This window comes from Citreimonas sp. (assembly GCF_042096055.1).
In the GTDB taxonomy this organism is placed as follows: domain Bacteria; phylum Pseudomonadota; class Alphaproteobacteria; order Rhodobacterales; family Rhodobacteraceae; genus Citreimonas.
The window spans coordinates 1-4680 of sequence record NZ_JBELMH010000014.1; the positions used below are offsets into that span (position 1 = coordinate 1).

Below are 4680 nucleotides of genomic sequence, written 5' to 3' on the forward strand. Positions count from 1 at the left end.
GCGCTGACGCTCACCACCGATCGCGGTGCCCTGCCCGCGCGGCGGGAAGCCAACGGGCAGGTCAGCGTCAACATGGGCCAACCGCAGACCGACTGGGCCGACATCCCGCTGTCGGAGGCGATGGATACGCTCGAGTTGCCGATCGAAGGCGCCCCGACGGCCACCGGCATGGGCAACCCGCACTGCACCTTCTTCGTCGACGACGCCGAGGCGGTCGCGCTGGAGCAGTTCGGCCGGCGCTACGAGCATCATCCGCTGTACCCGCGGCGCACCAATGTCCAGGTCGCCAGCCTGATCGCCCCCGACCACCTGCGCATGCGCGTGTGGGAGCGCGGCGTAGGCGTCACGCTCGCCTCGGGCTCGTCCTCCTGCGCGACGGCGGTCGCGGCGGCGCGGCGCGGCCTGACCGGCCGGCAGGTGCGCGTGACGCTCGACGGCGGCGACCTGTTGATCGACTGGCGCGACGACGGTGTCTGGATGACCGGCGCCACGATGCACGTGTTCGACGGCACGCTGACCCGCGCCTGGCTGGAGGCCGAGGCATGACCGAGGCCCCGCGCTTCACCACCCTAGGCTGCCGCCTCAACGCCTACGAGACCGAGGCGATGAAGCGCATGGCGGCCGAAGCCGGCCTAGGCGACGCCGTGGTCGTGAACACCTGCGCCGTAACCACCGAGGCCGTGCGCAAGGCCCGGCAGGAGATCCGCCGCCTGCGCCGCGAGAACCCCGGCGCGCGCGTCATCGTCACCGGCTGCGCAGCACAGATCGACCCCGACAGCTTCGCCGCGATGGACGAGGTCGACACCGTCATCGGCAACGCCGAGAAGATGAAGCCCGAGACATGGGCGCGCCTTGGCTCCGACTTCGTGGGCGAGACCGAGCCGGTCATGGTCGATGACATAATGTCGGTGACCGAGACCGCCGGCCACCTGATCGACGGCTTCGGCACACGCAGCCGCGCCTATGTGCAGGTGCAGAACGGCTGCGACCACCGCTGCACCTTCTGCATCATCCCTTATGGCCGCGGCAACTCCCGCTCGGTTCCCGCCGGCGTCGTGGTCGACCAGATCAAGCGGCTGGTTCAGCAGGGTTTCAACGAGGTGGTGCTGACCGGCGTCGACCTGACCTCGTGGGGTGCCGACCTGCCGGCCGCGCCGCGGCTCGGCGATCTGGTCATGCGCATCCTGAAGCTGGTGCCCGACCTGCCGCGGCTGCGGATCAGCAGCATCGACAGCATCGAGGCGGACGACAACCTCATGCAGGCCATCGCGACCGAGAAGCGTTTGATGCCGCACCTGCACCTGAGCCTCCAGCACGGCGACGACCTGATCCTCAAGCGCATGAAGCGCCGCCACCTGCGCGACGATGCCATCGCCTTCTGCGAGGAAGCCCGCCGCCTGCGGCCCGACATGACCTTCGGCGCCGACATCATCGCGGGCTTCCCGACCGAGACCGAGGCGCATTTCGAGAACTCTCTGAAACTGGTCGAGGACTGCGACCTGACCTGGCTGCACGTCTTCCCGTACTCGGCCCGCCCCGGCACGCCGGCCGCGAAGATCCCGAACCGCGTCGACGGCGCAACGATCAAGACCCGCGCCGCCCGTCTGCGCGAGGCCGGCGCACGCGCCGTGACGCGTCACCTCGACGCGCAGGTCGGCCGGACGCATTCGGTGCTGATGGAGTCACCCGTGATGGGCCGGACGGAACAGTTCACCGAAGTCCGCTTCGCCGAAGCACGCACCGAGGGCGCCGTGGTCTCTGCGCGCATTTCCGGACACGCGGGAACGGCGCTCAGCGCCTGATCGGCGAAGAAGCCCCAGGCCGGCGCCGTCACCCTGCGGCCTGCCGCAAAGGCCCGAAGCCGGTTGCCGGGCATGACGCCCAGGTTTGCAACCGGTGCGGATTTCCTGCATGACGACTCCATGACATTGTCCACGAAGGCCCTGCTGGTCCACCTGTTCACCGCCACCGGCGCGGTGTTCGCGATGCTCGCGATGCTCGCCGCCGTGCAGGCCGCATGGTCGATCATGTTCCTGTGGCTGGTCATCGCCTTCGCGGTGGACGGCGTCGACGGCCCGCTGGCGCGCAAGTACGACGTGAAGACCAACGCGCCGCGCTTCGACGGCGTGCTGCTGGACCTGATCATCGACTACCTGACCTACACGTTCATCCCGGCCTTCGCGCTGTTCCAGTCGGGGCTTCTGCCGGGCTGGACGGGCTGGTTCGCGATCATCCTGATCACCTTCGCGAGCGCGATGTACTTCGCAGACGCGCGGATGAAGACCTCGGACAACTCGTTCCACGGCTTCCCGGGCTGCTGGAACATGCTGGTGATCGTGCTCTTCGCGGTCGAGCCCGACTTCTGGGTCACGCTGAGCATCGTCTCGGTGCTCGCGGTGGCCATGTTCCTGCCGCTCAAGTTCATCCACCCCGTCCGCACCAAGCGCTGGCGAAAGCTTTCGCTGCCGATCGCGCTGGCCTGGACCTGCTTCGCCGGATGGGCCGCCTGGGTCGAGTTCCATCCCGAAAGCTGGGCGCTCTGGGGCCTGGTCGCGACGTCGATCTACCTCGGCCTCGTCGGGATCGTGCAGCAGATCGTACCGGAGCGCCGCGCCGCCTAGTGCCGCGCCCAGGCTATCGCGTCGTCGAGCCGGTCGTCCCCCCAGAACAATTCGTCCCCGACCACGAAACTCGGCGAGCCGAAGATGCCGGCGGCGACCGCGGCATCGGTCTCGCGCGCGAGGGCGTCTACCGTGGCCGCGCTGTCCGCCTCGGCCAGCACGCGGGCGGGATCCTGGCCGATCTCGCGCAGCGAGGCCGACAGGTTGGGCTCTTCTCCGGCGGGCGCGCCGTTCTCGAACCAGCGCCGGTAGGTGGCGCGCGTGTAATCCGCCACCCAGCCTTCCTCGGCTCCGACGACCGCCACGCGGTTCGCCAGCGCAAGATCCGCCAGCGGATAGGGCGCGGGAATACGCGGCGACAGGCCACATCCGGCCGCGCGACGCTCGATGTCGCGCCACATGTAGGCGGATTTGACGGGCTTGCCCTTGAAGGGAATGTTGTTCTGCGCGGTCATGATCGACCGCACGTCGAACGGCCGCCAGCGGAAGCGCATACCGGTCTCGCGCGCGACCGAGTCGAGGCGCATGACCGTCAGGTAGGTGTAGGTGCTGCCGATCGAATACCAGAAGTCGATGTCAGCCATGCCCGCGCCTTTCGTCGATCTGCGCGTGCATAGTACCTCAACATGCCGTCCGCGGCCACCTGCCCGTAATGGGACGGTGGGCGGGGCGATGCGCCCGCAAGGGCGCGAGCGCCGTGTGCCGGCCTAGCTCTTGGCCTCAAGCGCGTCCAGCCGCGCCTTCAGCGCCTCGTTCTCCTCGCGCGCCTTCTGCGCCATCGAGCGCACCGCGTCGAACTCCTCGCGCGTGACGAAATCGCGGTCGGCCAGCCAGCGGTCCAGCATGGACTTCATCGCCGTCTCGGCCTCTTCCCGCGCCCCCTGCGCCACGCCCATGGCGTTGGTCATCAGTTGCGACATGTCTTCGAAGATCTTGTTGCGCGATTGCATGGCTCTCTCCACCTTGGCTTGCGTCCTATATGGGCCACGCGGGCCGTCGTCTCAAGGTTGACTTCGCCGCGCCGCCGCGCACAACAACGCGGATGCAGACAGGCATTCCCTTCCCGAATCTCTCGCCCGAGCTTTTCTCGATCTCGCTGTTCGGGTTCGAGTTCGCCCTGCGCTGGTACGCGCTCGCCTACATCGCCGGGATCCTGATCGGCTGGCGCATCGCCGTGGCCGCTGTGCGGCGCACAACGCTGTGGCCCGCCGACACTCCGCCGATGACGCCGCGCGAGGTCGAGGACCTGCTGACCGCCGTCATCTTGGGCGTGATCCTCGGCGGGCGTCTTGGTTACGTGCTGTTCTACCAGCCGGCCTATTACCTGGCCAACCCGGTCGAGATCCTGGCCATCTGGACCGGCGGCATGTCCTTCCACGGCGGCATGCTGGGCGTTGCGGTCGCGGTACTGTGGTTCTGCGGCCGGGGCGGTCATCCGCGCCTGTCGACGCTCGACATGATGGCGCTGGCGACGCCCGTGGGCCTGCTGCTGGGGCGGCTGGCTAACTTCGTCAACGCCGAGCTTTGGGGCCGCCCGACGGACCTGCCTTGGGGCGTGATCTTCCCGGGCACCGCCGCGCAGGAATGCAGGCAACCGATCGGCGAGATGTGCGCGCGGCACCCCTCGCAACTTTACGAGGCCGGGCTCGAGGGGCTGGTCCTCGGCCTCGTCCTGCTGTGGCTGGCGTTGCGCGGCGGGCTGAAGCGCCCCGGCCTGCTGACCGGCGCATTCCTCGCCGGCTACGGCGCCGCGCGCTTCGCGGTCGAGTTCGTGCGCCAGCCCGACGCGCAATTCGTCGAGCCCGGAAACCCGCTCGGCCTTGCCTGGCATGTGGGTGGCTGGGGGCTGACCATGGGCCAGATCCTCACGCTGCCGATGATCGCGCTGGGGCTATGGCTGATCCTGCGGGCGAAACGGGCGCGACCATGACGCCGCTGGCCGCGATCCTTGCGCGCCAGATCGCCGCCACCGGGCCGCTCAGCCTGGCCGAGTACATGGCTGCCTGCCTCGGCCATCCCGAACACGGCTACTACACCACGCGCGATCCGCTTGGCGCGC

At 68.8% G+C, this 4680-nt stretch carries 6 protein-coding genes and 1 pseudogene; 5 read left to right on the forward strand and 2 right to left on the reverse strand.

The genetic code is table 11. The annotated features are described in order from the left end of the window. From dapF to ACFDTC_RS05280, 3 genes are all read left to right on the forward strand, one after another. A partial coding sequence (gene dapF / locus ACFDTC_RS05270) for a diaminopimelate epimerase (protein ID WP_375257828.1) occupies positions 1-546 on the forward strand: 546 nt, incomplete at its 5' end. After that, positions 543-1802, forward strand: a complete 1260-nt coding sequence (gene mtaB, locus ACFDTC_RS05275) for a tRNA (N(6)-L-threonylcarbamoyladenosine(37)-C(2))-methylthiotransferase MtaB (RefSeq protein ID WP_375257829.1) — start codon at positions 543-545, stop codon at positions 1800-1802. The genes dapF and mtaB, both read left to right, overlap by 4 nt. Before the next feature lie 120 nt (positions 1803-1922). Further along, the gene (locus ACFDTC_RS05280; RefSeq protein WP_375257830.1) at positions 1923-2621 is read left to right on the forward strand and encodes a CDP-alcohol phosphatidyltransferase family protein; all 699 of its coding nucleotides are present in this window, start codon (positions 1923-1925) and stop codon (positions 2619-2621) included. On the opposite strand, the gene ACFDTC_RS05285 is transcribed toward ACFDTC_RS05280, so the two are convergent. Together ACFDTC_RS05285 and ACFDTC_RS05290 are read right to left on the reverse strand one after the other, a co-directional pair. Then, the gene (locus tag ACFDTC_RS05285; protein ID WP_375257831.1) at positions 2618-3205 is read right to left on the reverse strand and encodes a 2-hydroxychromene-2-carboxylate isomerase; all 588 of its coding nucleotides are present in this window, start codon (positions 3203-3205) and stop codon (positions 2618-2620) included. The genes ACFDTC_RS05280 and ACFDTC_RS05285 overlap by 4 nt on opposite strands. A 123-nt stretch (positions 3206-3328) precedes the next feature. Next, positions 3329-3571, reverse strand: coding sequence for an accessory factor UbiK family protein (locus tag ACFDTC_RS05290; protein ID WP_375257832.1), 243 nt, complete (start codon positions 3569-3571; stop codon positions 3329-3331). A 92-nt stretch (positions 3572-3663) separates the two neighbouring features. Between ACFDTC_RS05290 and lgt the strand changes: the two genes are divergently transcribed. Together lgt and ACFDTC_RS05300 are read left to right on the forward strand one after the other, a co-directional pair. Next, the gene (gene lgt / locus ACFDTC_RS05295; RefSeq protein WP_375257833.1) at positions 3664-4551 is read left to right on the forward strand and encodes a prolipoprotein diacylglyceryl transferase; all 888 of its coding nucleotides are present in this window, start codon (positions 3664-3666) and stop codon (positions 4549-4551) included. Then, positions 4548-4680, forward strand: a pseudogene (locus ACFDTC_RS05300) (class I SAM-dependent methyltransferase); the annotation flags it as partial. The gene lgt and the pseudogene ACFDTC_RS05300, both read left to right, overlap by 4 nt.

What these genes read in the sequence shown, in the direction of transcription:
- mtaB (WP_375257829.1), top strand. Translation starts at nt 543, where the DNA reads ATGACCGAGGCCCCGCGCTTCACCACCCTAGGCTGCCGCCTCAACGCC.
- ACFDTC_RS05280 (WP_375257830.1), top strand. Translation starts at nt 1,923, where the DNA reads ATGACATTGTCCACGAAGGCCCTGCTGGTCCACCTGTTCACCGCCACC.
- ACFDTC_RS05285 (WP_375257831.1), bottom strand. Translation starts at nt 3,205, where the DNA reads ATGGCTGACATCGACTTCTGGTATTCGATCGGCAGCACCTACACCTAC.
- ACFDTC_RS05290 (WP_375257832.1), bottom strand. Translation starts at nt 3,571, where the DNA reads ATGCAATCGCGCAACAAGATCTTCGAAGACATGTCGCAACTGATGACC.
- lgt (WP_375257833.1), top strand. Translation starts at nt 3,664, where the DNA reads ATGCAGACAGGCATTCCCTTCCCGAATCTCTCGCCCGAGCTTTTCTCG.